Here is a 24410-nt window from a genome sequence, read left to right on the forward strand (position 1 = left end):
ACCTGTGCCCGGGCACGCCTCCGCCCCCACCTGCGACGACGCCCGCGCCCTCCGGAGAGGACGCGGGCGTGTCGAGCCGAGCGGTCGAGACCGCAGACGGAGCTAGAACTCCTCGTGCGTCTCGGGGTCGCCGTCCCAGAGCCGGCCGCGCTCGAGGCCGCTGATGCGCGCCACCTCCTCGTCGGACAGCTCGAAGTCGAAGACGTCGAGGTTCTCGCGCTGGCGGCCGGGGTCTGCCGACTTGGGCACGGGCACGGCGCCGAGCTGGACGTGCCAGCGCAGGACGACCTGGGTGGGCGTCTTGCCGTGGGCACGGGCGATCTCGGTGACCACCGCCTCCTGCAGCAGCTCGCTCTGCTTGGCGAGCGGGCTCCAGCTCTCGGTGACGATCCCCATGCGCTCGTGCACCGCGCGCATCCCCGCCTGGGGGAAGTACGGGTGCAGCTCGATCTGGTTCACCACGGGCACGACGCCGGTCTCGTCGGCGACGCGCTGCAGGTGCTCCTCGGTGAAGTTCGAGACGCCGACGCTGCCGACGAGGCCGTCCTCCTGCAGCTTCACGAACGCGCGGAACGAGTCGACGTACTTGTCGACCCGGGGCAGCGGCCAGTGGATGAGGTAGAGGTCGACGAATTCGAGGCCGAGGTTCTTCCGCGTCTCCTCGAAGCTCGCGAGCGTCTCGTCGTAGCCGTGGTGCCGGCCCGGCAGCTTCGACGTGACGACGAGCTCGTCGCGCGGCACGTCGACGCGACGGACGGCCTCGCCGACCGCCGCCTCGTTGCCGTAGTTGAGGGCCGTGTCGAGGAGGCGGTAGCCGGACTCGATCGCCGTGGCGACCTGGCCCGCGCCCTCGTCGCCGTCCATCCCGTACGTGCCGAGGCCGAGGGCCGGGATGGTCCGGCCGTCGGCGAGGCCGATCGAGGGGGCCGTCATCAGCTGACGCCGAGCAGGTCGATGACGAAGATCAGGGTCTTGCCCGAGAGCGGGTGCCCGCCGCCGGCGGGGCCGTAGGCGAGGTGCGGCGGGACGACGAGCTGGCGGCGGCCGCCGACCTTCATGCCGGGGATGCCCTCCTGCCAGCCGCGGACGAGTGCCGCGAGGGGGAAGTTGATGGGCTCGCCGCGGCTCCACGACGCGTCGAACTCCTCGCCGGAGTCGAACTCGACACCGAGGTAGTGGACGTTGACGGTCGAGCCGGACCGGGCCTCGTCGCCGTCGCCGACCGTGATGTCGGTGATCTCGAGCTCGGCGGGAGCAGGAGCGGTGGGGGCGTCGATCTCGGGCTTGGTGCTGGGGTCGTGAGTCATGGGTCCATCCAACCACCGCCTCCTCGTGTCGTCGGGAGGAGGCGGGACGTCGACCCCGAACCGTGCGCATCGCGCATGATGGAGCCTTGACCACTCCGACTCCCGCCCCTGCCCCGTCCCGCCGTCCGGTGCTCGTCGACGTCACGCCGCTGCGGCAGAGCCCGGCGTTCGCGCGCCTCTTCGTCGGCAACACCGTCAGCGGGATCGGGACGCAGCTCACCCTCGTCGCCGTCGGGCTCGAGGTCTACGACATCACCCGCTCGACCTTCGCCGTCGCGCTGGTCGGCGTCGTCTCGCTCGTGCCCATGATCGTCGCAGGCCTCTGGGGCGGCATGCTCGCCGACGCGTTCGACCGGCGCAAGGTCGCCCTCGTCGCCGCCGTCTTCGCCTGGCTGTCGACCGCCGCCATCGCCCTGCACGCCTGGCTCGGCCTGCACGAGGTCGGGCTGCTCTACGTGCTGACCTGCGTCAACGCGGTGGCCGGCACGATGATCGCGACGTCGCGCGCCTCGATCGTGCCGCGCCTCCTGCCGGCCTCGCTGCTGCCCGCCGCCGCCGCGCTCGGCGGCATCGGCACGGGGCTGATGCTCACCGTCGGGCCGGCGCTCGCGGGGGTCCTCGTCGCGGGCATCGGCTTCGCGCCCACCTACACGGTCGACGTGGTGCTCTTCTCGTTCGCGTTCCTCGGGATCGTGACGCTGCCGCCCATCCGCCCCGAGGGGAACGCCCAGCGTCCGGGGCTGGCGTCCCTGGTCGAGGGGATGCGGTTCCTGCGGCGGGCGCCGACGGTGCGCACGACCTTCGTCGTCGACATCATCGCGATGACCTTCGGGCAGCCGCGGGTGCTCTACCCCGTGGTCGGGGCCGTGGTGATCGGAGGAGGTGCGGTGACGGTCGGCGTCCTCACCGCCTCCTACGCGGTGGGCGCGCTGCTGAGCAGCGTCTTCTCGGGGCGGCTCGGCCACGTGCGCCTGCAGGGCCGAGCGGTCGACCGTGCGATCACCGTCTACGGGATCTGCATCGCCGCGTTCGGGATCGTGCTGGCGCTCACCTCTCCGCGCGGCGACGGCGGGCTCACGGAGGGGCTGGGGCAGGCCGACCTGGTCGCGCTGGGCGCTGCCGCGCTCGCCCTCGCGGGGGCCGGGGCCGCCGACAACGTCAGCTCGATCTTCCGCTCGACCATCCTGCAGACCGCGGCTCCGGACCACATGCGAGGGCGTCTCCAGGGCGTGTTCATCGTGGTCGTCACCGGCGGGCCGCGCGTCGGCGACCTGTTCGTCGGGCTGGTCGCCGCGGCGGGCGTGGCGTGGCCGCCGCTGCTCGGCGGGGCGCTGATCGTCGTGCTGATCGCCGTCGTGGCACGGCTGACCCCGTCGTTCAGGACGTACGACGCACTGCACCCGACGCCGTAGCGACGGTGGCGGCGACGGCCGCCGGTCTCACCAGCCGGGAGGCGGGAGCGGGCGACCCCAGGGATCGTGCGTCGGCGGGCCGCCCTGCCAGTACTGCTGCTGCTGTGCGGGCTGCTGCGGCACCTGCAGCGGCGCGGACTGCTGCGGCTGCCAGACCTGCTCGTGCTGCTGCTGCTGAACCGGCTGCTGCTGCCACGCCTGCGCAGGCTGTCGCGGCCACCCGGCGAACGCAGCGGGCGGCGCCTGCAGCGCCGACCGGCTCGCGGCGAGCGCCGCCAGCAGGTCGGCCTCGTCGCGACGTGCGCCCTCGTCGTGCCCCCTCTTGCCCTTGACGAGACGCTGCCGGGTGAACGCGAGGCGCGTGGCGTCCGAGACGAAGCGCCGCATGGCGGGCCCCGTCCCGTTCGCGGCCGCCCACCGGCGCGCCCGGCGCCGGCCGGCGCCGGTCGACAGCATCGCGACCTCGTCGGCGCTGAACCACCCCACCGCGGCGTACTCGGCGAGGCGTGCGTGGGTGACCCGGCGCTCGTTGCGACGGAGGAAGACGACCAGCAGCACCATGGCGACGAAGATCGGCACCTGCACGAGCAGGTAGTAGACGAAGAAGCCGTCGCCGACGACGACGAGGGCGCCGTTCCAGAGAGCGTGCAGGGCGGCGGCGGGCACGACACCGAGGGCGAACCAGCCGATCGCGCCGAGCCGGCCGGTGCGACGGGCGGCCCAGCCGAGCGCGATGCCGGTGCACGCCGTGTACATGACGTGGGCGAACGGCGACATCAGCGCGCGGACGACGAAGACGAACACCAGGCCGTCGCTGCCGAGCGTCAGGTCGTCGACGACCTGCAGCGCGAAGTACTGGATGTTCTCGACGAAGGCGAACCCCGCGGCCACGGTCGCGGCGTAGACCACGCCGTCGACGGGGCCGTCGAAGTGCCGCCGGAAGATCCACAGCACCAGCAGCACGCCGAACCCCTTGGCGACCTCCTCGACGATCGGGGCCTGGACGACCGCGCCGAAGACCTCCGCGCCTCCTTCGGCCCCGATGCCGACGAGGCCCTGCACCGAGCCGACGACGAGGTCGACGATGAGGGCGGTGCCGACCGAGACGGCCGCGCCCCAGAGGAACGCGAACACGAGCGCGACGCGGGGCTCCGGCTCCCAGCGGTCGACGAGCCAGATGCCCACCATGACGATGGCGAGCGGCACGAAGGCGAGCAGGCTCGCGGCGAGGATCACGCCGGGCGACAGGAAGATCAGGAAGTAGACGACCAGGGCGAGGACGAAGACCCCGATCACCGTGAAGCCGATCGCGAGGGCCACACCGCTCGCGACAGGGCGACGGCGGGGAGCCGGCTGCGCGAACACCGGCTGCGCCGGCCACCAGACGGGCTCGGGCGCCCGCGCGGGCTGCCCGGCGAGGTGGTGCTGCTGTCCGGAGTCGTCCCACGTCATGCCCCCGACCCTACGGGCCCGCAGGAGGCGCGGGCCGGGGCCCCGGGACGCACCGGCCGGCTTCGGCGCAGGCCGCCGGGCCGGGCGCCGCCCGCGCGTGGCCGCGCAGCGCACGGCCACGCACCCGCGGGATCCCCCGCTGTATCCTCGACGGATGTCTGCGACGCGGTCCCTCCCGGAGAACCCGTCGCCGACCCGGTACGTCGTCATGCGGGTGTGGCACGACTTCCTGAGGCACCGCACGATCGACGCGGCCGCCTCCCTGACGTTCTTCTCGACCCTGGCGATCCTGCCGACCGCGCTGGCCCTCGTCTCGGGCGTCGCGCTCTTCCAGGACGGCGAGGCGGCCGTCAACGACATCCTCGAGGTCGCCCGCTTCGTGCTGAGCGCCGACGCGATCGACACCCTGCGGCGACCGCTCGAGCAGATGCTCAGCCTCTCGAACCCGGGCGTCGCGTTCGGCATCGGCCTGTGGCTGACGCTGTGGTCGCTGTCGTCGTACACGACCGCCTTCGGCCGGGCGATGAACACCGCCTACGAGGTCGAGGAGGGGCGCCGCATCTGGAAGTTCCGCGGGCACATGATGATCGTCACCTTCGTGCTGATGGTGTCCTTCGCCGTGATCGCGGCCCTGCTGCTCGTCACCCCGACGCTCTTCGTCGGCATCGGTGAGGCCGCGGGCTTCGGCGAGCCCTGGTTCACCCTCTACAACGTGCTCAAGTGGCCGGTCATCGCTGCGCTCGCGGTGTTCGCCGTCGCGATGCTCTACTACTTCACGCCGAACGTGCGGCCGCCCCGGCTGCGCTGGGTGTCGTACGGCGCCATGTTCGCGCTCGTGATCTGGGCGGTCTGCACCCTCGGCTTCGCCCTCTACGTGTCGACCGTCTCGAACTACGACCGCTTCTACGGCTGGCTCGGCGGCGTCGTGGTCGTGCTGCTCTACTCGTACATCAGCAACTTCGTGCTCGTCATCGGCGGCGAGCTCGACAGCGAGGTGCTGCGGATGCGCCAGCTGCGCCGCGGGGTGAAGGCCGAGGAGGTCATCCCCCTGCCGATGCGCGACACGGCTCGCAACCACATCCTCGCCCGGAACGGAGCGTGGGACGTCCGTGTCGGACGCGCGCTCCGCGAGCGGGCCCTGCGCGAGAACGGCGGCGTGCTCGACGCCGACGAGCTGCGGCACCTGCACGTGCGGGGCGAGCGGCTGCACATCACCGAGCGCGACCACGCCCACTCGGCCGCGCTCGAGCTCGACCTGGACGGCGACGGCAGCCGCGAGCCGGAGCGGACGCCCGAGGTCGACGCGACGCGCTCGCCCGAGCCCTCGACGCCGTAGCCGTAGCCGTAGCCCCCGCCGCGGGCGTTGCACCCCGGAGTGGACTATGCACCCCGTCGTTGCGGGGTGCATCGTCCACTACGGGGTGTTCCGGCGACGACGAGGTTCTGGCTCCGGCCACTCCCACTCGGGCAGCAGGTCGCGGAGCGGCGCCGACCTGCCGTGGCCGAGCACGATTGTGGCGTCGATGTTGGACGGGTCGATCTGCCGGATGAACTCGCGACACCGGCCGCAGGGCGGCAGCACGGTCAGGCGCTCGTCGTCGTCCTGCCAGACGGCCACGATGCGGGCGATCGCGTACTCGCCGCTCGTGACCATGGAGGCGACGGCCGCGTGCTCGGCACAGAAGCCCGTGCCCGAACCGGTGTCGATGCACACGCCCGCGTGGATCGCGCCCGTGGTCGTCTCGAGCGCAGCCGCGACGTCGCCGAAGAGGCGGTCGCCCGCGCGGTGCGGGTTGATCGTGCCGCGAGCCACCTCGATGAGGTCGTCATGATCCGTCATCGCCCCAGGATAGGCAGAGCCGGCCTCTGACCATCCGCGGGCCGGGCCGGGCCGGGCCGGGCAGGCGCTGCTGCGGCGACCGGGCCGGCGACCGCGGATGCGGGAGGATCGAGGCCATGGACACGGACACGGTGGCGACGACGCCTCGACTGTCGCTGCGCCTCCATCGCGCGAGCGATCTGGACCGGCTCGTGGCGATCCACTCCCGGGCGGATGTCGCGAGGTACCTCCTCCAGGAGCCGTGGACCGTCGAGCACGGGAAGGCACAGCTCGAGCGACGCCTGCCCCGGACCGACCTGGCCGAGCCCGTCGGGGCGCTCGCTCTCGTGGTCGAGCGGGAGGGCCTCCTCGTCGGCACGGTCTCGCTCTGGCGCACGGAGCACGAGCGGCGCACCGTCGAGATCGGCTGGACGCTCGACCCTGCGCACGGAGGCGCCGGCTACGCGACCGAGGCGGTCGCGGCCGGTCTGCGACTCGCGTTCGGACAGGACGACGTCCACCGCGTCACGGCGCAGCTGGACGCCCGCAACGCGGCGTCCGAGCGCCTCGCCGCCCGCGTGGGCATGCGGCAGGAAGCGCACCACCGGCAGGACTTCTGGAGCAAGGGCGAGTGGACGGACACCCTGGTCTTCGCGGTGCTGGCGGACGAACGCCGTCCGAGGCAGGCGCTCGATCGGCGGCCCCACTGACCGGACCACGACCCTGGCGGGACGCGGACGCGGGCAAGAGAAGGAGCGACCGCTCCTCAGGCCGGCAGACGGAGCGCGCCGGTGTAGTCGCGTCCGTCAGCGCGAGCCGACGCGAAGAGGCGTAGGTCGGCATGGTCGCCTCGACAGACGGCGGCGGCCATCCTGTGGGCGCGCGCGGCGCTCACGAGCGGTGACCGACGGCCCTTCTCCGTGCGGACCGCCGCGAGGTCCGCCGCCAACCGGTCGTGATGTCCCGCGGCGGCCTCGAGGCTCCCGCCGGACGACAGGGTGATGCTCGCCGCGAGGCCGAGCTGGGACTGCAGCACCGTGACCGCCTCGTCGTCGCGGTTCTCTGCGTGGAGATCACCGACCAACAGACTGAGAACGCGGATGCGAGCCCACGCCGTGAGCACCGACGTCTCGTCGACGGGGTAGCGCTCGACCAGGCTGGTGATGCGATCGAGGAGCACGTCGGTCATGGGCCGATCCTCGCACGCCGCCGGCCGAGGCTCAGGAACACGGGGGACGGCCCGTCGCCCCCGGGCCGCGATCGCCTCCTGACCGGAGTGTGCTGAGAGGATGACCGCATGACGGATCACCTCGGACGAAGCCTCGAGCACCTCATGACCATGTACCCGGTCGACGAGTCCTCTCGCCAGACAGCCTGGGCCCGGACCACCGCGCTGAGCGAGCTGGTCCGGATCCTCCGGACGAACGAGCCGACCGACGTGGGGGTAGACACGCTCGAGGCCCAGCTGAGACTGGCGGGGATCATCACCCGCGACTGCGACGGCGACCTCGAGGACGCTGCCGCGCACCACGATCGGCTAGCGTCCGACATCACCGCGGTGCAGCCGGACGCCGACCCCTGGTCCCCCGTGCGGAACGCCGCACGCGCCCACCGGATGGCCGCTGCGATCTGCCGTGGCGACCACTCCGACCTGCGGCTCTTCGCCTCCCCCCGGAAGGACGGGATCGACCGCACCCCGGCAGTCCGGCTGCCGTCTGCCGAGGGGTGACCGCCGGCCCCCGCGCGCCGCAGCGGTCCGCCGCTCCGTCAGCACCCGCCGTGCTCGGCCGACGACGTCACGATCGCTCAGGACGGACGCTGTCGGACGCCCCGCCCGCAGCGGGGCGGTCCGGCGAGAAGCGATCACCCGAGGCAGGGCTGTAGGCGTACCAGCGGCCACCACCCAGTCTCTCCGTCAAGGCTCGAGCCTCCTCGGCCTGCCGCTCTGCTCGCACGTGCAGGGCCTTCGCCGCCCTGGGGTTGGTCGGCGGCTCCGCAGACCTGAAGACCTGGCGCCCCTCGACCATCAGGTGCACTTCCACGCCGCGCCCGAGCTCGTCGGCGACCCGCCCGGCCAAGGCACCGCCGGTGACGGCGAACTCGTGCTCGTCCTCAGGCGCGTGCGACGGGACGTCCGGATCGAGGCGCGACCGGTGGAACGCGTCCCATGCTCGGAGATCGTCCTGGAGTTCCGGCGACAGGCGGGCATCGTCGAGATCGACCGCACCGCCGGACCAGAGCACCGTGCCGGCGTGGTCGGCGAACATCCGCACGATCAGGCGGCCGTCTCCTGAACGCTCGGTCATCCCGAGACCGTATCGTGCCTGCCGGACGGCCCCCAGGGGTTCCCCTCCGGTGCCGGGGAGGCGCGGTGCGGGCCGGACCGGCACCGCGCCTCCTGCGGACCGATCGTCAGCCCGCGGTCTCGTCGCCCGGGTTGCGCACCCCGGTCGCGTTCGCGGCACGGGCCACGGCAGCCGCCGGGTCGTCGACGTCGATGATCGGGATGGCGCTCGTCACGGCCTCGAGGCCGGACAGTCGTGCGGGCGACAGCACCTTCTGCACCTGCTCCTCGCTCATCAGGCCGGCCGCGACGACGAGTCGGGCGATGGGCGCGTTCGTCGTGAGCGCGGTGTGCGCGATCGCGGCGGCGGCCGAGTAGCCGATGTACGGGGTCAGCGCGGTGACGCTGCCGACGTTCGTCTCGACCTGCTGCGTGAGCCGGGCGCGGTTCGCCTCGATGCCGTCGACGCAGTTGACCCGCAGGGTGCGGCACGCGTAGGTCATCCACTGGAGGCTCTGCATCACCGAGTGCGTGATGACGGGCTCGAACGCGTTGAGCTGCAGCTGGCCCGCCTCCGCCGCCATCGTCACCGTCACGTCGGCGCCGGCGACCGAGAACGCGACCTGGTTCACGACCTCAGGGATCACGGGGTTCACCTTGCCCGGCATGATCGACGAACCGGCCTGGCGGGGCGGCAGCGTGATCTCGCCGATGCCGGCCTGTGGGCCCGACGACAGCAGGCGCAGGTCGTTGCAGATCTTCGAGAGCTTGATGGCGCTGCGCTTGAGCGCCCCGCTCAGGGTCATGAAGACGCCGGTGTCGCTCGTCGCCTCGATCAGGTCGGGGGCGGTGACGAGCTCCATGCCCGACAGCTCGCTGAGGTGCCGGCGCACGGCGTCCGCGTACTGCGGGTCGGCCGTGATGCCGGTGCCGATCGCCGTGGCGCCGAGGTTGATCTCACCGAGCAGCGGGATGACGTCGCGGAGGCGCTGCACGTCCTCGCCGAGGGTGTGCGCGAAGCCGACGAACTCCTGGCCGAGCGTCATCGGGACGGCGTCCTGCAGCTGGGTCCGGCCGACCTTGAGCACGTCGTGGAACTCGGCCCCCTTGGTCGCGAAGGCCGTGGCCAGCAGGTCGAGCTCGTCGAGGAGGCGGCGGAGCGTCAGGACCATCCCGATCTTCACCGAGGTCGGGTACGTGTCGTTCGTGCTCTGGCTGCGGTTGACGTCGTCGATCGGGTGCAGGTGCGCGTAGTCGCCCTTGGGGTGGCCCATCAGCTCGAGGGCCCGGTTCGCGATGACCTCGTTGCTGTTCATGTTCGTGCTCGTGCCCGCGCCTCCCTGGATCACCCCGACGGCGAACTCGTCGTGCAGCGCTCCCCCGCGGATCTCGACGCAGGCCTGCTCGATGGCGTCGGCCTTGTGGCGCTCGAGCACCCCGATCTCGACGTTCGCCCGCGCGGCGGCCTGCTTGACGAGCGCGAGCGCGATCACGAGGTCGGGGTAGACCGAGATGGGACGCTGGCTGATCGGGAAGTTCTCGAGCGCCCGTGCCGTGTGGATCCCCCAGTAGGCGTCGGCCGGGACCTCGCGGCTGCCCAGCGAGTCGCTCTCGGTGCGCGTGCTCGGGCCAGCGGAACGACGCCCGCGCACCGCCGGCAGCTCGCCGGTCTGGTCGGCGGGTCGCTCGCCGGGACGCCCGTCGAGGTCGTCGGTGCCGGCACCGTGCTGGTCGTCGGTGCGGGTGCTGTCGGTCGTCACGGTGTCGTGCCTCCGTCGTCGTCGTCGTTCGCCGCCACGACCTCGTGAGCCGTGACGGTCGGCCGACGCCGAGCCTACCGAGCCGAGGAGGCGCGGGCCGGGCCGAGCGGGAATCATCGACAGGTGTCGACCACCGTCCAGAACCGTGGGAAGCTTCTCGACGCCGCCCGGGTTGCAGCCTCTGCACCGATGTGGCCCCGCAGGACCGCAGCGCCGCGTGCCGCCCCCACCCGACCGCCGCCCTCGGGCCGCCAGCCGAGAAGACGCATGACCACGACGACGCACGACGACGCCCGCCCCGACGCCCCCGAGGGCGACCCCTCGCCTGCAGGGACGTCGTCGCTCACCCCGGCCGAGCGGCGCCGGCTGACCCGCACGCCCGACCCGCGCGTCGTCACCGCGGTGCTGGCCTTCTCGGGCCTCGTCGCGGCCTTGATGCAGATGCTCGTGATCCCCATCGTGCCGTCGTTCCCGGAGCTGCTCGACGCCGACCCCGCCGACACGACCTGGATCATCACCGCGACCCTGCTCGCCGGCGCCGTCGTCACCCCGATCGCCGGTCGACTCGGCGACCTGATGGGCAAGCGCCGGATCGTGCTCGCCCTGGTCGTCGTGATGATCGTCGGGTCGATCGTCGCCGCCTCCACGTCCGAGCTCGTTCCGCTGATCGTCGGTCGTGCGCTGCAGGGAACCGCGCTCGGCATCATCCCGTTGGCGATCAGCATCCTCCGCGACACCCTGCCCGCCGAGCGCCTCGGCGGAGCCGTCGCCCTCGTCAGCGCCACCCTCGGCTTCGGCGGCGCGGTCGGCCTTCCCCTCAGCGCCTGGATCTCGGTCACCTTCGACTGGCACGTGCTCTTCTGGACCGCCGCCCTGCTCGGCGTCGTCGTCTTCGCGCTCGTGGCCTGGCTCGTGCCCGCCAGCACGCTCCGCACCGAGGGCCGCTTCGACCTGCCGGGAGCGATCGGCCTCGCGATCGGGCTCACCGGCGTGCTGCTCGCCGTCTCGAAGGGCAACGACTGGGGCTGGCTCAGCGCCTCGACCCTCGCCTCCGGCCTGGTGGGCCTGGCCGTGCTCGTGCTGTGGGGCTTCTACCAGCTGCGGGTCAGCAGCCCGCTGGTGGACCTGCGCGTCGCCGTGCGTCCTGCGGTGCTGCTGACGAACCTGGCGTCCGTGGCGCTCGGCTTCGCGCTCTTCGGCAGCAACGTGTCGCTGCCCCAGCTGCTCGAGCTCCCCGCCGAGACGGGCGTGGGCCTCGGCCAGAGCATCATGGTCGCGTCGCTGTGCCTGGCGCCCTCGGGCGTCGTGATGATGCTGATGGCTCCCGTCGCCGCACGGGCCACAGCCCGCTTCGGCGCCCGGATCTGCCTCGTCGTCGGCGGGTCGATCATCGTCGTCAGCTACGCGGTCGCCGCGGTCGCCTTCGACCAGGTCTGGCAGATCGTGCTCGTGTCGGTGCTGATCGGCTTCGGCATCGGGCTCGCGTACGCGGCCATGCCGACGCTGATCATGCACGCCGTGCCCGCCACCGAGACGGCCGCGGCCAACGGCCTCAACACCCTGATGCGCTCGCTCGGCACGACGAGCGCGTCGGCCGTCGTCGGGCTGCTGCTCACCGCCAACTCGATGCAGTTCGCCGGCGGATCGGTGCCGACCGAGGCCGGCTTCCGGCTGACGTTCGTGCTCGGCGGAGCCGTGGCGCTGCTCAGCGTGCTGCTCGCCGTCGCCATCCCGCGCCGTGAGCCCGTGTACGCGGACGCTGCGCTGCCCACCGGGCCGGTGCGCACGCGCTGACCGACCGCCGATCGTCAGCGGTGCAGCGCCGGGACGATCAGGTAGATGCCGTAGAGGACCCCGAGGCCGCAGAGCACGAAGCACGCCCAGCCCGCGACCGTGCGGACGGCACTGCGGTCGTCGACCGTGAGGAGGCGGAGGCCCAGCGAGTAGACAGTCACCAACGCCGCGGCGGAGAACAGCGACACCAGGGCGACGGTGACGAAGGCGGACCAGTCGATGCTCATCGGGTCGTCCCGTCGTCGTCGCGGTCGGTGCGGTCGGCACGGTCGCCGCGGTCGGCGGTCGTCGTCGCCACGGGCGGGTCGTCCAACCGGACGAAGGGCGCCTCCACTCCCCCGGCGGGCGTGTCGACGCGGCCCTTCTTCTCGGCGCGGCGAGCACGGCGGCGCGACAGCACGCTCGTCGCGGCGACGTCGACCTCCATCGCCGCCGAGTGATCGTGCGGGCGGCGACGGGAGAGCAGGAAGATGCCCCCGATCACCGCGACGCCGACGACGGCGTCGACCACGAGCCCGACGAGGCCCGCCGAGGCGACGAAGGCCGCGACGGCGCCGACGGCCGCGCTCGCGGGCAGCGTGATGAACCAGGCGGCGACGATCTTGCCGGCGGTGCTCCACTGGATCTTGGCGCCGCGGCGTCCGAGCCCGGCACCGATGATCGAGCCGCTCGCGACCTGCGTCGTCGAGAGCGCGAAGCCGAGGTGGCTCGACGCCAGCACGGTGGCCGTGGTCGACGCCTCGGCGGAGAAGCCCTGGGTCGGCTTGACCTCCGTGAGGCCGCCTCCCATGGTCTGGATGATCCGCCAGCCGCCCGTGTAGGTGCCGAGCGCGATCGCGAGCGCGCACACCACGACGACCCAGAGGGGCGGGCCGGAACCGGCTCCGAGGGCGCCCGACGCGATCAGCGTCAGGGTGATGACGCCCATCGTCTTCTGGGCGTCGTTCGTGCCGTGCGCGAGCGCGACCAGCGACGACGTGAAGATCTGGCCGTAGCGGAAGCCGCCCCGCTCGCTCTTGTCGTCGCGGCGACGCGTGATCCGGTAGGCGAGCCGGGTGGCCGTGTACCCGACGAGCCCCGCGATCAGCGGAGCCAGCAGCGCGGGCAGCACGACCTTCGAGAGCACGACCGAGAAGTCGACCGAGCTGAGGCCGGCACCGACGACGGCCGCGCCGATCAGGCCGCCGAAGAGCGCGTGCGACGAGCTCGACGGCAGGCCGCGCAGCCAGGTGAACATGTTCCAGACGACCGCGCCGATCAGCCCGGCGAAGATCATCTCGGGCGAGATCTGCACCCCGCCGTCGCCCTCGCGGATGATGCCGCCCGAGACCGTCTTCGCGACCTCGGTGCTGAGGAAGGCGCCGACGAGGTTGAGCATGGCGGCCACCGTCACCGCGACCTTCGGCTTCATCGCCCCCGTCGCGATCGGGGTCGCCATGGCGTTGGCCGTGTCGTGGAACCCGTTGGTGAAGTCGAAGAAGAGGGCCAGGACGATGACCAGGACGACGATGAGCGTGAGATCCACCGGGCAACACTCGCACCCCGGTGAACGGCGGTCAACTCGGAGGTGCACGGCACGCAACGAGGAGGTGGACGGCAGGTGTCCGAGGACGACGCACGCGGCGTCCGGCACGCCCGCGCCGCGCTCGCAGCACGCGGCGCCGTCCGACTCCGCTCAGACGTGCGGCACGAACTCCTGCCAGGCACGGCGGCGATCGCCCCGCGGGTCTTCCTCGACCCTGTCGACGTCGTCGATGACGAGCGTGCGGCGGTGCTCGGGCTCGTAGGTCGGCCAGTCGGCGACCGCCCCGGTGAGGACGAACTCGACCCAGCGCGCGCGCATGCGGGAGGCCGTGCGGAGGAACGCGCGACGACCGCCCAGCAGGCTCATCGCCCAGCCGAACGGGGTGCGCATCCGGTCGTAGAGCGCCCAGAGCTCCAGTCCGTGGAACGCGTCCACCCCGGCGACGCGGAGGATGCGCGGCGCGGCGTCGAAGCGGTAGAAGCGCACCGGCTGGTGGCGCGCGTGGCGCTCGGCGACCTTCACCGACGGGAACCAGAACGCGTAGTCCCCGCCGAAGTCGAGCGCCGCCGGGCGGTCGGGCAGCCCGGGGTAGAGCTTCTTGATCGCCTTGCGGGACGGCTTGGCGGTCGCGGCGAAGATCGCGCGGATGCGCGGCTTGGTCGTCGCGAGGATGTCCCGCCGTCCCGTGAAGACCGAGCCCTCGCGGTCGTTCGTCCCGATGATCAGGGGCACCGGGTGGGCCCGGCCGGCCTTGAAGGCGTCGAGGGGCCGTTCCGGCAGCACGTCGCCGTCGATCACCGGGCAGAAGCAGATCGTGCCCGGCTCCTCGTCCGGGGTGCGGAGCTGCAGCTCGGCCGCCGCCCGAACGATCGAGGCGACCGGCGCCTCCTCGAGCATCCGTGCCGCGTCGTCGAGCGACGTCGACTCGAGGTCGTCGTCGCCGACCTGGTGGCTCAGCAGCTCGAGGAACTCGGCCGCCCAGCGCCGGGTCACCTCAGGCAGGTAGACCGCGTTCGTCGGCGAGCTCTGAGCGATGGCCCGGGCGAAGAGGCCGCGCGCCGAGGGCACCGTCATCAGCGTCGTCACCGCGTTGCCGCCCGAGCTCTCGCCCGAGAGCGTGACTGCGCCGGGGTCTCCCCCGAACGCCGCCACGTTGGCGTGGACCCACTCGAGCGCCGCGACCTGGTCGCGGAGCCCCAGGTTCGACTCGACCGGGCGCTCGGGCGTCGACCAGTGGGAGAGGTCGAGCCAGCCGAGCGCGCCCAGCCGGTAGTTGATGCTGACGTAGACGATTCCCGAGTCGCGCACCAGCGTCTCGCCCTGCCTCGGGTACTCGCGCGACGAGCCGACGCTGTACGCGCCTCCGTGGACGTAGACGAGCACCGGGAGGCGGTCGCCCGGCCGGGAGGCGCGGGGCGCGACGACGTTGACGGTGAGGCAGTCCTCGTCGAGCGGGGTGCGGCGGTCGACGCCGACGAACTGCCCTCTGTCCTGCGGGGCTGCCGGTCCGAAGTCCGCGGCGTCGCGGACGCCCGACCAGGGAGCGGCCGGGGCCGGGGCCCGGAAGCGGCGAGCGCCGGTGGGAGCCGCCGCGTACGGGATGCCGCGCCAGGCGAGCACGCCCCGCTCGCGCACCCCGCGGACGAGGCCGCCGGCGGTCTCGCGCAGCAGGGGGTCGTCGTCGGCGGTCCGGGTCACGACCCGACTCTACGAGGCGCGGGCGGGCACCGCGGGCCCCCGTCGCGCACCGCCCGCCCACCGGTCGCCCACCCGACGACCGTCGTTCATCCGGAGTTCTCCGAGGCGCCGCCTGAGAGACTGGCGAACGACTTCACACACTGCAGATCTGCACCGACGGAACGGGGACTCACGCCGCATGGAACTCGCCGAAGTGCTGATCATCCTCTCGGGCTCCCTCCTCGTCACCGGCTTCGCGCGCTGGAAGGGCCTGCCTGCACCGCTGCTCACGGTCGCCGTCGCTCTCGCCGTGTCGTTCCTCCCCGGGGTGCCCGACATCCAGATCGACAGCGAGGTCATCCTCACGGTCGTGCTGCCGCCGCTGCTCTACTCGGCGTCGCTCGACGTGTCGCTGCTGAACTTCCGCGAGAGCCGCGTGCAGATCCAGCGGCTCGGCATCGGCGCGGTCGTCGTCACCGCGTTCGTCGTGGGCGGGGTCGCCTACGTGCTGATCCCCGACATGACGTGGCCGGCCGCCGTGCTCGTCGGCGCCGTCGTCGCCCCGCCCGACGCCGTGTCCGCCGCGGCGATCGGCCGCAAGCTCGGCCTGCCCCGCAAGGTGATGACCGTGCTCTCGGGCGAGAGCCTGATCAACGACGCGGCGTCGCTGACCCTGGTGAAGGTGTTCCTCGCGATCGTGGGGGGCGCCTCCCTGACGCTGTGGGAGGACCTCGGCATCTTCGGCCTCGCGATCGGGGTGGGCGTCGCGGTCGGCCTCGTGCTCGGCTTCGTCGCGCACCGCGTGCGGATGCGCATCGACGACCCCGTGATCGAGAACGTGATCGGGCTGCTGCTGCCGTTCATCGCCTACATCACGGCCGAGGAGCTGAGCGGCTCCGGCGTGCTCGCCGTGGTCGCCGCCGGCCTCTACGTGGGCTTCAACTCGCCCCGCACCGGCTACGCGACCCGCCTGCAGGAGCGCCCGTTCTGGGCTGCGGCGGACGTGCTGCTCGAGGGCTTCGTCTTCGCCCTGATCGGGCTGCAGCTGCGGACCGTCGTCCAGGAGGTGGCCGCCAGCGACCGAGGACTCGGCCAGAGCGTCGGGGTCGCCTTCGTCGTCCTCGCGGTGGTGGTGCTGGTCCGGCCCGCGTTCGTCTTCGCCAGCTACTACGCGGCCCGCGTGCTGCGCTACCTGCTGTTGTCGCGCCTCCTGCGGGGCATGCGCCGCGTGCCGGCGCTGCGACGTGTGCGCTACCACCCGCAGCCGCGGCTGGACTGGCGGCAGCTGACGGTCATCTCGTGGACGGGCATGCGCGGGGTGGTGACGCTCGCCGCCGTCGTGTCGATCCCCGCCGTGACCGAGAGCGGGGTGCCCGTGCCCGCGCGCGACACGATGTTCCTGATCGCGTTCGTCGTGACCGTGGGCACGCTGCTGCTGCAGGGGCTGACGCTGCCTGCCGTGATCCGCCGGCTCGGCGTGCAGGACACGAGCCAGCGAGACCGCGACCTCGCCGCCCAGCTCGCGCTCTTCGCGACGAGCACCGCCGAGACGCTCGAGCACGTCGAGGCGCGGCGGGCGGCCTGGACGGCGCAGTACGGGCCTGAGCTGACCGAGCGGGCGATCCAGGCGGCGACGGCACGGCTGGTGCGACAGAACGACGCCCTCCAGCGCGGCGCCGTCGAGGACGCCTCCGACCGCACCGTCACGGGCGCCGAGCGCGACCGCCGACGCGAGGTGCCGCGGGCGATCAGCAAGATCCGGCGCGAGCTGCTCGACAAGCGGCGCGAGGTGGTGCTCCGCGAACGGGACGCGGGTGCCCTCGACGAGGAGGTCATGCGCCACGTGCTGCTCGGCATCGACGCGGAGGAGCTCGCCATGGACACCAACGCGATGTCGAGCACCCGGTCGTGAGGGCCGGGCGTATCGTGACGGTGAGCCAGGAGGAGCACGCGTGACGTCGACGAAGCCCGAGCCGGGGCGCTTCCGCCGCTGGTACTCGACCCTGCACCCGTCGCTGCAGCTGATCGGCCTGCAGCTCTGGCTGCCGCTGTTCTTCATCGTCGGCTTCTGCCTCTGCTACATCGCCGCGTTCCACGCCCCGCACCCGCACGACGTGCCGATCGCGGTCGTCGGGTCGTCGTCGGAGCTGCAGCAGGCGCTGGACGAGGCGGACCCCGGCGTGTTCGTCGTCCGCGGCGAGACCACCGTCGAGGAGGCGCGCGAGGCCGTCCGCACCGGTCACGCGGCCGTCGCCTGGGACCCGGCCGACTCGACCATCTACAAGGCGAGCGCGCACCAGTACCAGGTGTCGGCGCTCATCCCGGCGATGATCACGCCGGTGCTCGAGGCCGGAGGCGCGACCCCCGTCGTCCAGGACCTCGCACCCCTGCCCGCCTACGACGAGTACGGCACGGTGTCGCTCTACCTCATGCTCGCCTGGTGCATCGGCGGCTACATGGTCGCGATGTTCATCGGGCTGATGGGCGCGCCGCTGCGGCACCGCACCCGGGTGTCCGTGATCGTCGTCGGCGCGCTGCTGATCTCGCTGATCACGAACACGCTCGCCGGGCCGGTGATCGGCGCGGTGCAGGGACACTGGAGCGAGCTGGTGCTGCTCGGCTGGGCCTGGATCACGGCCATCGGCCTGACCGTGAACGGGATCAGCTACTTCGCGGGGCGCTTCGTCGCCCTGCCGGCGATGATCGTGTTCGTCTTCCTGTCGATGCCCGCCTCGGGCGGCGCCTACCCGTCGTGGTTCATGCCGCAGCCCTTCGCCTGGCTGAACGCCGTTGTGGTCGGCAGCGGCATCACCGAGATGCTCAAGCGCGTGCTCTACGACGTCGGGCCGGGCTACGGCCGCGGCCTGACGATGCTGGTCAGCTACGCCGTCGCCGGCGTCGTCCTGATGATCGTCGGCAAGGCGTGGTGGGAGCGGCGGCGCATCCGCCGCATCGTCACGGGCCGCACGACGATGTTCGCCGACGCCCAGGCCGCGAACCGCGAGTTCCTCATCAGCGAGCGCGACGACGTGCTCGCGCGGCACGGGCTCGTCGCGACCGACACGGGCAGCATCGACACGGTCCCCGAGGACGAGCGGCTGCGGTACGAGGCGGGCGCGGACGACAGCTCGGACGTCGACGGCGACGTGCACGGCGACATGTTCCTCGGGGCTCCGGGCGGGCTCGAGGACACGGGGCTCGACACGCGTCCGGTGCGCGTGGTGCCACGACGGGACGAGGACGGCGGCCGGTCGCGCTAGCCGTCTCCCGCCGGCCGAGGACGACGACGGGCCCGTGTGCAGTGCACACGGGCCCGTGTCGCGGTCGGCCGTCGATCGCCTGGTCAGCGGCTCCCGGCAGCGACCGCGGCCGCTTCACGCCTGGCGAGCAGGGCCTGTTCGGCGGCCCGGTCCGAGTGCGCGAAGCGGACGGCGACGACCGCGAGGCGCGCGAGCACCGCGGCGGTGCCGATCAGGGAGAGTGCGAGTCCCGTGCTCCCCAGCACGGCGCCCACGACGATCGCGGCAACGGCGACGGCCCACCCGAGGGCCACCACCCATCGCGGTGTCGTCAGGGACATCTCGGTCCACCGCCGCGTGCCACCCGTCGTGCGTGTCGCACGGATGGTGACCGCCTGGTGTCCGCTCATGTCGCACTCTCTCCTGATCGTGTTGATCTGTCACCCGAATGACTCGTCTCGATCGACTGTAGGGATCGCGCCCGGAGCGTGCGTCCCCCTCTTGCGGGGGCACCCGAGAGGGGGCAGAACGCGCCGGAGTCCTCCGTTCTGCGGACAGGGCGGGCCCTCAGGAGGCGCGCAGCGGCCGGTCGGAGACCACCGTCGCGAGGTCGTCCCCGAAGGTGAACTCGTGCGCCACGTGTCCCCCGACGAGCACGTCGGGCAGCCACTGCCGAGCGTCGTCCCACATCTCGTCGAGGGGCAGGTCGACCACGTCGTGCCAGGCGGGAACGAGCTCGTCGCTCTCGGTCGGCTCGCCCTGCCAGCGGGTCGTCACGAAGACGGACGAGCGCTGGCTCCACGACTCGCGGTGGGGGAAGAGGTAGAGCAGCTCGCCCCTGGGGTCGAGGTCGGCAGGGTCGACCGTCACGCCCGCCTCCTCGGCGACCTCGCGGACGGCGGCCTCGACGGCCGTCTCGCCCGGCTCGAGCTTGCCGCCGAGGCCGACGTGGTAGCCGACGCCGAGGCCGGTCTTCTTGCGGCCGAGCAGCACCTGGACGACCCCGTCGTGCTCCCGGAGCAGGTACGTGACGCAGACGCGGTAGGGCATGCCGCCCAGGGTAGCGACCGGCGGCCCGGCACCGAGCAGGACCGCGGCACCGGGACGCGGGAGGCGCGCGACCGGCACCGAGGAGGCGTCCAGGGACGCCCCGCGTAGGGTCGTCGTCATGTCCGAGACGCCCGACGCACCCCGCGGCGGCGTGCCGGAGTTCCGCGGTGCCGGCCGGAGCCTCGAGGTGCTGCGGGCCGAGGCCCATGACGAGCTGGCGGCCCTGATCGAGCTGCGCTGCCGGGGCGGCGAGGACCCGTGGGACGTCGTCCCGTCGCTGCCGACCGTCGACGAGCAGGTCGTGATCGGCATCCGCGCCGACGCCCGGGGCGTCGAGGGCGTGCCCGTCGCGGGCGGGCTCGGGGCCGAGGACGAGCTGAGGTTCCTCCGCGGGGTCGCGCTCTGGCACCCGGAGCTGTCGCGGGCCGTCTGGTCGCTGATGGGGCGGATCGACGCGGCGTCCCGCTGAGGCGACGGCGGCGACCGCGGTGGCGACCTCGGGGCGTCTCGTCCGCGGCGTCGCCGTGTCGGGGGTCGCGGCTAGCGTGGCCGCATGATCTGGAGCGACGTCCTCACCGTCACCCTCGGCGCGTTCCTCGGCGCCGGGGCGGCCTTCGCCTCGAACCTGCTCGTGCGGCTCCTCGAGTCGCGTCGGTCCGAGGCCTCGGCCCTCAACGAGCTCGTGACCGAGATCCACTTCCGACGCGTGCTCCGGCGCATCTCCGCGACGCGCAGCCCCGACGCCGCGACCCGCGATCCCGGCTGGCAGCACGCACGGCGGTCGATCGGTGCGCTGCGGGGCGTGATCCGCGCGGCACGTCGGCGCACGCGGCCGCGCTCGGCCGCGTTGCCCGTGCTCAACGAGATGACGCTGGCGTGCAACACGTTCCTCGACGACAGCGAGGACGCGCCCGACCTGTACCGCCTGCACCTCATGCAGCTGCACGCGCGGCTCAACGAGAGCGTGCGACGCCTCCGCGACCCGCGCCGGGCCATCGCCGACCTCGAGCCGGGCGAGGCGCACCTCGCCCCGACCGTCGCGGGGCTGCGGGCCCCGACGACCCTGCTGGCGGACGACGGACCGCAGCCCGGAGGCGCGGGTACCGTCGCCCGCATGACCAGCGACGCGCACGCCGACCAGCCAGCCCCTGCCGACCTGCCCGACCCCGCAGACCTGCCCGACCCCGCAGCCGTGCCCGACGACGACCTCGATGGCCTCGCCACGCTGCCGGGCGTGCGCACCGCCGGCGGCGCCGAGAAGGCCGGCACCCCGGAGGAGGCGGCCGAGATCCGTCGGCAGGAGGCCGCCCCCGGCCCTGCCGACAGCGACGTCGCCTCCGACGACTACCCCGACGTCCCCGGGCAGGACGGCCTCACGGGGTCCGACCGCGGGGTCTGAGGCGTGAGCCGGAGCACGACGCGACAGCCTGGATAGGCTGGTCGGATGGCCTCCCTCACCCCTCCCCGCGCCCCGCAGAAGCCCGTCGTCCGCAGCCACCACGGCCACGACGTCGTCGACGCCTACGAGTGGCTGCGCGACAAGGAGGACCCCGAGGTGATCGCCCACCTCGAGGCCGAGAACGCGTACACGGCCGAGCAGACCGACCACCTGGCCGCCCTGCGCGAGACGATCTTCGAGGAGATCAAGGGCCGCGTGCAGGAGACCGACCTCGGCGTCCCCGTGCGCGAGGGCTCGTGGTGGTACTACTCGCGCACGGCGGAGGGGAAGCAGTACGGCATCCACTGCCGCGCGCCGATCTCCGGGCCGGACGACTGGACTCCCCCGGCGATCGCCGCGGACCGACCCGCCGAGGGCGAGCAGGTGCTGCTCGACGGCAACGTCGAGGCCGAGGGGCACGACTTCTTCTCGCTCGGCAGCTTCGACGTCTCGGCTGACGGCACCCGCCTCGCCTGGGCCGTCGACACGACGGGCGACGAGCGCTACCTGCTGCGCGTCCGCGACCTCGAGACCGGTCGCGACCTCGACGACCGCGTCGAGGACACCGCTCCCGGCGCCGTGTTCGACGCGACCGGCGAGTGGATCTTCTACCCCACCGTCGACGAGGCGTGGCGGCCAGACACCATCTGGCGGCACCGCGTCGGGACGACGGGCGACGACGTCGTCGTGATGACCGAGCCCGACGAGCGCTACTGGATCGGCGTCGGCCTCACCCGCAGCCGCCAGTACCTGCTGATCGAGATGGGCTCGAAGATCACGAGCGAGACCTGGCTGCTGGACGCGACCCACCCGACCGGCGAGTTCCGGGTGGTCTGGCCCCGCCGTGAGGGCGTCGAGTACGAGGTGGAGCACGCCGTGATCGCGGGCAGCGACCGCCTCCTCGTCGTCCACAACGACGGTGCCGAGAACTTCGAGCTCGTCGACGTGCCGGCCGACGACCCGACCTCGACGACCGACCGCCAGGTCGTCGTGCCGCACAGCGCCTCCATCCGGCTCGAGTCGGTCGACGCCTTCGCCGGGCACCTCGTCGTCGAGTACCGCCGCGAGGCGCTGCCGCGCTTCTCGGTCGTCCCCCTGGGTCCTGACGGCATCGGCGAGCCGGTCGAGGTCGAGTTCGACGAGCCGCTGTTCTCGGCAGGGGCCTCAGGCGGGCCCGAGTTCGCCCAGCCGACCGTGCGGTTCGTCCACACCTCGTTCACGACGCCCTCGACCGTCGTCGACCTCGACGTCCGCAACGGCGAGCGCCGTGTGCTCAAGCGCCAGGTCGTGCTCGGCGACTACGACCCTGCCGACTACCAGCAGGCCCGCGAGTGGGCGACGGCTGCCGACGGCACGCGCATCCCGATCTCGCTCGTCTGGCGTCGGGACGCCGTCCGCGTCGGCGAGCCCGCTCCCCTGCACCTCTACGGCTACGGCTCGTACGAGCACAGCATCGACCCGGGCTTCAGCGTCGCCCGCCTCTCGATGCTCGACCGTGGCGTGGTCTTCGCGGTCGCGCACGTGCGCGGCGGCGGCGAGATGGGACGCGCCTGGTACGAGCAGGGCAAGACCCTGTCGAAGAAGAACACCTTCACCGACTTCGTCGACGTCGCGGACCACCTCATCGCCGAGGGACGCACGAGCCCCGAGCTGCTGGTGGCCGAGGGCGGCAGCGCGGGCGGCCTGCTGATGGGTGCCGTGGCGAACATCGCACCGGAGCGCTTCGCCGGGATCGTCGCGGCCGTGCCGTTCGTCGACGCCCTGACGAGCATCCTCGACCCGTCGCTGCCCCTCACCGTGATCGAGTGGGACGAGTGGGGCGACCCCCTGCACGACCCCGAGGTCTACGAGTACATGGCGAGCTACACGCCGTACGAGAACGTGCGCGAGGGAGCGACGTACCCGCGCATCCTCGCGGTCACCTCTCTGAACGACACCCGCGTGCTCTACGTCGAGCCCGCGAAGTGGGCGGCACGGCTGCGCGACGTCGGCGCTCCCGTGCTGCTCAAGACCGAGATGTCGGCCGGCCACGGAGGCGTGAGCGGGCGCTACGAGTCGTGGCGCGAGCGGGCCTTCGAGCTCGCCTGGCTGCTCGACGTGCTCGGCCGCGCCTAGGCCGACGTGGGGCACCTCGCGCAGGACCCGGTCGCGCTCGACCACGTCGGGCTCGACCACGTCGCGCTGCTGCGCGGGATCAACGTCGGGACGGCGAAGCGCGTGCCGATGGTCGAGCTGCGGGCAGCCGCCGAGGACCTGGGGCACGAGCGACCGGCGACGCTGCTGAACAGCGGCAACCTCGTGTTCTCGGCCGATCGTCCGCTCGGGGCCGAGGACGCCGGCGCCCTGCGGGCAGCCGTCCGGGAGCGCACGGGCGTCGACGCCGAGCTGGTCGTGCTCGGCGGCGACGCGTTCGCGCGGATCGCGGCGGCGAACCCGCTGCGCGACGGGTCGCGTGAGGCGAAGCTGCTGTCGGTCGCGTTCGCCCAGGCGGGGCGTCCCGTGGTCGAGGAGGCGCCTCCTGCGTCCGACCTCGCCCCCGAGCTGATGGTCGTGACGGGCGAGGCGGTCTACCAGTGGCTGCCCGACGGCGTCCTCGCCAGTCGCGTGCCCGCCGCGTGGTGGCGGTCGCTCGCCGTGCCGGTCACGGCACGGAACGACGCGACGGTGCGCAAGATCGAGGCGCTGCTCGCCTCACGGCGAGTCGCCTCCTCCTGAGGCCCGCCCCCGCCTCCTGACTTCGAGGGCGGGTCAGAGTCGTCGAGGGCGGGTCAGAGTCGTCGAGGGCGGGTCCGCGGCGACCCGCCCTCGACGCAGGCGACCCGCCCTCGACGGGTTCAGGCGGACTCGGCGCCGAGGCCTCGGGCGAGCTTCGAGCGCGACGTCGACGGGGCCGCGCCCGCGGCGAGGAGGCGCGCCTCGATCGCGTCGAGCAGGGCGTCTCCCGACGGGCCGTCGACGCCGGGGGCGAGCTCCGCCTCCCACTCGCGCCAGCGTCGGACGGCGGGCTCGGCGCCGTCTCGACCCGGCACGGTCGCCGTGACGACGTCGTCGGCGAGCTCGGCCAGCGCGGCGCCCTCCGCGTCGAGGAGCGTCGTCGCCGTGCGCGTCGTCTCGAGCACGACCACGGGCGCGACCGACCGGTCGCCGAGCTGCTCCGCGACCCGGGCGAGCAGCTCGGCGGGGACTCCCTCGTCCTCGGAGCCGAGGGGCGCGTGCACCTCGCGCCTGCCCCGGGTGCTGCCGTCGGGCTCACCCGCTGTCGCGCCGGCCGCCGAGTGGTCGGTTCCGGTCGTTGCCGGGGCATCCGAGGACATCTCCTGACCACTCGAGGCCGAACCCGAGGCGGAAGCCGGGGCGGAAGCCGGGAGCTTGAGGTGCCAGCCCTCGTCGTGGCCGCCCGTCCGGCGGCGCAGCGTGATGCGCGAGCCCAGCAGGAGGTGGTCCTCCGTGTCGTGGTAGACGGCACGGAGGTGCACGGGGGCGGAGCGCTCGACGCGCGCGACCTCGTGGACGGGGCCGGCGCCTCCTGCGAGGTCCGGGTGATCCGCGACGCCGTCGAGGTCGGGGACGACCGCCTCGTCGTCGACGTCGTACTTGCGCTCGATCTCGGTCTGCTCGCTGGTGCTCATGGAGACCGTTCTAACGCACCGGCC

At 72.9% G+C, this 24410-nt stretch carries 24 protein-coding genes; 11 read left to right on the forward strand and 13 right to left on the reverse strand.

From position 1 onward, the window contains the following. Positions 1-102 precede the first annotated feature (102 nt). Together ACZZ97_RS08570 and ACZZ97_RS08575 are read right to left on the reverse strand one after the other, a co-directional pair. Positions 103-933, reverse strand: a complete 831-nt coding sequence (locus ACZZ97_RS08570; RefSeq protein WP_463472872.1) for an aldo/keto reductase — start codon at positions 931-933, stop codon at positions 103-105. Beyond that, a complete protein-coding gene (locus tag ACZZ97_RS08575) occupies positions 933-1307 on the reverse strand; it encodes an FKBP-type peptidyl-prolyl cis-trans isomerase (RefSeq protein WP_314102671.1) in 375 nt (124 codons plus the stop codon). Before ACZZ97_RS08575 ends, ACZZ97_RS08570 begins: the two co-directional genes overlap by 1 nt. An 86-nt stretch (positions 1308-1393) precedes the next feature. On the opposite strand from ACZZ97_RS08575, the gene ACZZ97_RS08580 reads away from it, so the two are divergent. After that, positions 1394-2719 carry an MFS transporter gene (locus ACZZ97_RS08580; RefSeq protein WP_463472873.1) on the forward strand — a complete coding sequence of 442 codons (1326 nt, stop codon included), beginning with the start codon at positions 1394-1396 and terminating at the stop codon, positions 2717-2719. A gap of 27 nt (positions 2720-2746) precedes the next feature. Here ACZZ97_RS08580 and ACZZ97_RS08585 read toward each other — a convergent pair whose 3' ends face one another. Beyond that, positions 2747-4171 (reverse strand): PrsW family intramembrane metalloprotease, encoded by a 1425-nt coding sequence (locus ACZZ97_RS08585; protein ID WP_463472874.1) that lies wholly within the window; start codon positions 4169-4171, stop codon positions 2747-2749. 154 nt (positions 4172-4325) lie between these two features. Here ACZZ97_RS08585 and ACZZ97_RS08590 point away from each other — a divergent pair, with 154 nt between their 5' ends. Further along, a complete protein-coding gene (locus ACZZ97_RS08590) occupies positions 4326-5507 on the forward strand; it encodes a YihY/virulence factor BrkB family protein (protein ID WP_463472875.1) in 1182 nt (393 codons plus the stop codon). A gap of 78 nt (positions 5508-5585) precedes the next feature. Here ACZZ97_RS08590 and ACZZ97_RS08595 read toward each other — a convergent pair whose 3' ends face one another. Then, the gene (locus tag ACZZ97_RS08595; protein WP_463472876.1) at positions 5586-6011 is read right to left on the reverse strand and encodes a cytidine deaminase family protein; all 426 of its coding nucleotides are present in this window, start codon (positions 6009-6011) and stop codon (positions 5586-5588) included. Positions 6012-6127: 116 nt separating this feature from the next. On the opposite strand from ACZZ97_RS08595, the gene ACZZ97_RS08600 reads away from it, so the two are divergent. Then, positions 6128-6700 carry a GNAT family N-acetyltransferase gene (locus ACZZ97_RS08600; protein WP_463472877.1) on the forward strand — a complete coding sequence of 191 codons (573 nt, stop codon included), beginning with the start codon at positions 6128-6130 and terminating at the stop codon, positions 6698-6700. Positions 6701-6756: 56 nt separating this feature from the next. Here ACZZ97_RS08600 and ACZZ97_RS08605 read toward each other — a convergent pair whose 3' ends face one another. After that, positions 6757-7179: a hypothetical protein gene (locus ACZZ97_RS08605; RefSeq protein ID WP_463472878.1), complete on the reverse strand. Its 423-nt coding sequence runs from the start codon at positions 7177-7179 to the stop codon at positions 6757-6759. Between the two features lie 108 nt (positions 7180-7287). On the opposite strand from ACZZ97_RS08605, the gene ACZZ97_RS08610 reads away from it, so the two are divergent. Continuing rightward, on the forward strand, positions 7288-7719 hold the full coding sequence (locus ACZZ97_RS08610) for a hypothetical protein (protein ID WP_463472879.1): 432 nt from the start codon (positions 7288-7290) through the stop codon (positions 7717-7719). Between the two features lie 67 nt (positions 7720-7786). On the opposite strand, the gene ACZZ97_RS08615 is transcribed toward ACZZ97_RS08610, so the two are convergent. Both ACZZ97_RS08615 and ACZZ97_RS08620 read right to left on the reverse strand, forming a co-directional pair. Next, on the reverse strand, positions 7787-8257 hold the full coding sequence (locus ACZZ97_RS08615) for a hypothetical protein (protein WP_463472880.1): 471 nt from the start codon (positions 8255-8257) through the stop codon (positions 7787-7789). A 145-nt stretch (positions 8258-8402) separates the two neighbouring features. After that, a complete protein-coding gene (locus ACZZ97_RS08620; protein WP_463473784.1) occupies positions 8403-9935 on the reverse strand; it encodes an aspartate ammonia-lyase in 1533 nt (510 codons plus the stop codon). Positions 9936-10301: 366 nt separating this feature from the next. On the opposite strand from ACZZ97_RS08620, the gene ACZZ97_RS08625 reads away from it, so the two are divergent. After that, positions 10302-11828, forward strand: a complete 1527-nt coding sequence (locus ACZZ97_RS08625) for an MFS transporter (protein ID WP_463472881.1) — start codon at positions 10302-10304, stop codon at positions 11826-11828. Between the two features lie 14 nt (positions 11829-11842). Here ACZZ97_RS08625 and ACZZ97_RS08630 read toward each other — a convergent pair whose 3' ends face one another. The 3 genes from ACZZ97_RS08630 to ACZZ97_RS08640 all read right to left on the reverse strand — a co-directional run bounded on the left by ACZZ97_RS08630 (position 11843) and on the right by ACZZ97_RS08640 (position 15051). Then, a complete protein-coding gene (locus ACZZ97_RS08630) occupies positions 11843-12055 on the reverse strand; it encodes a hypothetical protein (RefSeq protein ID WP_314101552.1) in 213 nt (70 codons plus the stop codon). Next, the gene (locus ACZZ97_RS08635; protein WP_463472882.1) at positions 12052-13353 is read right to left on the reverse strand and encodes an anion permease; all 1302 of its coding nucleotides are present in this window, start codon (positions 13351-13353) and stop codon (positions 12052-12054) included. The genes ACZZ97_RS08630 and ACZZ97_RS08635 overlap by 4 nt, the downstream gene beginning before the upstream one ends. Positions 13354-13503: 150 nt before the next feature. Beyond that, a complete protein-coding gene (locus ACZZ97_RS08640; protein WP_463472883.1) occupies positions 13504-15051 on the reverse strand; it encodes a carboxylesterase/lipase family protein in 1548 nt (515 codons plus the stop codon). Between the two features lie 178 nt (positions 15052-15229). Here ACZZ97_RS08640 and ACZZ97_RS08645 point away from each other — a divergent pair, with 178 nt between their 5' ends. Both ACZZ97_RS08645 and ACZZ97_RS08650 read left to right on the forward strand, forming a co-directional pair. Next, positions 15230-16942 carry a cation:proton antiporter gene (locus ACZZ97_RS08645; protein WP_314101548.1) on the forward strand — a complete coding sequence of 571 codons (1713 nt, stop codon included), beginning with the start codon at positions 15230-15232 and terminating at the stop codon, positions 16940-16942. Positions 16943-16982: 40 nt separating this feature from the next. Then, positions 16983-18290, forward strand: coding sequence for an ABC transporter permease (locus ACZZ97_RS08650; protein ID WP_463472884.1), 1308 nt, complete (start codon positions 16983-16985; stop codon positions 18288-18290). An 83-nt stretch (positions 18291-18373) separates the two neighbouring features. Here the strand turns inward: ACZZ97_RS08650 and ACZZ97_RS08655 are convergent, their stop codons facing one another. Together ACZZ97_RS08655 and ACZZ97_RS08660 are read right to left on the reverse strand one after the other, a co-directional pair. Beyond that, a complete protein-coding gene (locus ACZZ97_RS08655) occupies positions 18374-18679 on the reverse strand; it encodes a hypothetical protein (protein ID WP_463472885.1) in 306 nt (101 codons plus the stop codon). 157 nt (positions 18680-18836) lie between these two features. After that, positions 18837-19439: an 8-oxo-dGTP diphosphatase gene (locus ACZZ97_RS08660; RefSeq protein ID WP_463472886.1), complete on the reverse strand. Its 603-nt coding sequence runs from the start codon at positions 19437-19439 to the stop codon at positions 18837-18839. On the opposite strand from ACZZ97_RS08660, the gene ACZZ97_RS08665 reads away from it, so the two are divergent. The 4 genes from ACZZ97_RS08665 to ACZZ97_RS08680 all read left to right on the forward strand — a co-directional run bounded on the left by ACZZ97_RS08665 (position 19438) and on the right by ACZZ97_RS08680 (position 23472). After that, complete coding sequence (locus tag ACZZ97_RS08665; RefSeq protein WP_463472887.1) at positions 19438-19788, forward strand: hypothetical protein; 351 nt, start codon at positions 19438-19440, stop codon at positions 19786-19788. The two genes, ACZZ97_RS08660 and ACZZ97_RS08665, sit on opposite strands and share 2 nt — an antisense overlap. Positions 19789-19872: 84 nt before the next feature. Beyond that, positions 19873-20718, forward strand: coding sequence for a hypothetical protein (locus ACZZ97_RS08670; protein ID WP_463472888.1), 846 nt, complete (start codon positions 19873-19875; stop codon positions 20716-20718). 45 nt (positions 20719-20763) lie between these two features. Continuing rightward, positions 20764-22872 (forward strand): S9 family peptidase, encoded by a 2109-nt coding sequence (locus ACZZ97_RS08675; RefSeq protein ID WP_463472889.1) that lies wholly within the window; start codon positions 20764-20766, stop codon positions 22870-22872. 6 nt (positions 22873-22878) lie between these two features. Next, positions 22879-23472 carry a DUF1697 domain-containing protein gene (locus tag ACZZ97_RS08680; RefSeq protein ID WP_314101536.1) on the forward strand — a complete coding sequence of 198 codons (594 nt, stop codon included), beginning with the start codon at positions 22879-22881 and terminating at the stop codon, positions 23470-23472. Positions 23473-23591: 119 nt separating this feature from the next. On the opposite strand, the gene ACZZ97_RS08685 is transcribed toward ACZZ97_RS08680, so the two are convergent. After that, the gene (locus tag ACZZ97_RS08685; RefSeq protein WP_463472890.1) at positions 23592-24386 is read right to left on the reverse strand and encodes a CYTH domain-containing protein; all 795 of its coding nucleotides are present in this window, start codon (positions 24384-24386) and stop codon (positions 23592-23594) included. Positions 24387-24410 lie beyond the last annotated feature (24 nt).

The organism is Frigoribacterium sp. AC512 (assembly GCF_979258295.1).